This is a genomic window from Effusibacillus sp. SKA8, assembly GCF_058273125.1.
In genome coordinates, this window is sequence record NZ_JBZCSF010000037.1 from 1 (window position 1) to 1,368 (window position 1,368).

A 1,368-nucleotide genomic window follows, 5' to 3' on the forward strand; every position below is an offset into this window, starting at 1 on the left:
GCCATTCCGCCAGCTGAATGAACATCGTGCCGACAGCCATCCCAGACACGAGAAAGGCAGCCGGTTACCCGACTGCTCCCCGTTGCCGGTCCAGGTCCGTCAGTACCCGCTGGATGTGGCTGTCTTCCACCACGTCGCTGTCCTTGGCGGCCGCATCGTACAGGGCCTGCAGGCAGATTTGGTTCACAACTCGAGGAATGCCACGGCTGGCGGCGTACACCAGATGCAAGGCGCTGTCCGTAAACAGCGGCACGGTCTTTCCGGTCAGTCGAATTTGGTGCCGCACATAGTCGACCGTCTCTTCCCGGGTCATCCCGCCGAGGTGGTACGCCATCTCAATCCGCTGTGAAATGGCCTCGTACTTTTTCAACCGGAGTTTCCGGCCCAGCTCCGGTTGCCCTACGAGGATGAGCGGGAACAACGACATGGCATCCATCCTCTGGTTGCGGACGAATCTCAACTCCTGCAGCATCTCATCGGAGAGATCCTGTGCTTCGTCGATGACCACCACCCACCGTCTCTCTCCATGAAGCCCGCCCGTTTGAACCCGTTCATTCCAAAGTCTTCTCGCACGACTTGCGGAATAGGGGCTTGTTTCGCCAAGGCAGGAGAGCAACTCCCCGTAAAACTCCTTCGGGCGCAGGCCCGGTACACAAATGTAGATGGGCAGCCACTTCAGCTCGTCCAATCCGCCAATCAGCCGCCGGATGAGGGTGGATTTGCCGCTGCCCACCTCACCGGTCAGAAGCCCCAAGGCGTTTTGCTCGAGCACCCACTCCATCCGAGCCAAGGCTTCCCGGTGTGCGGCTGTCTCGTAAAATTCATCTCCTTCCACGTCCCGCCGAAACGGCAGCTTCTCAAATCCCCACTTCTCCTGCGGTGTCATGAACGCTCACCCGACTTCATTTCCGAAAATCGCAGCGGGGACTCCTGAGCCGCCTGCTTACGCCGCTCGTCTGCTGCCTGGAAGAACGAGACGTGGTCCGCGGTCGTCTTGTCCGTTTTCACGGCCGAGGCGACCCGGCGGTCATAACGTCGGGTCAAATCCACAGGCTGGGCGTCGGGCCACCGTTTGTCCTCGGTCCACACCTGGATGACCGTTAGGTCAAACGGGTCGTAACGCAGCGTCAATTTCCGCTTGGCCAGTGCGAGATCGACCTCGTAGGTGTTGCCCATCAGGGAGACGCAAGCGGTCTTGTCGGCGGTGCGCTCCTCCTCCCACAGGAATCTATCCGTCAGCTCCGCCTCCGAAACCCGTTTGGGCACGCGGCTGCTCGCCGCTGCTCGCTCCTTGGGAGACTGCCCCGTACTGCCGTGCTTGCGCAGGTGGTAATACCCGTCGACCCACGCCCAGAATGCCTCGTTCAG

Annotated in this window: 2 protein-coding genes; both read right to left on the reverse strand. The window is 60.7% G+C overall.

Going from position 1 to position 1,368, the window contains the following annotated elements; translation table 11 throughout:
• Positions 1-64: 64 nt before the first annotated feature.
• Entirely contained in the window at positions 65-886 is an 822-nt protein-coding gene (locus AC4ED1_RS14610) for an ExeA family protein (RefSeq protein ID WP_490939856.1), read from the reverse strand.
• Positions 883-1,368, reverse strand: a 486-nt coding sequence (locus AC4ED1_RS14615) for a Mu transposase C-terminal domain-containing protein (protein ID WP_490939858.1), incomplete at its 5' end; no start/stop codon positions are given. The genes AC4ED1_RS14615 and AC4ED1_RS14610, both read right to left, overlap by 4 nt.

Excerpts from the sequence above, each read along its gene's own strand:
- AC4ED1_RS14610 (WP_490939856.1), bottom strand. The coding sequence starts at position 886 with ATGACACCGCAGGAGAAGTGGGGATTTGAGAAGCTGCCGTTTCGGCGG.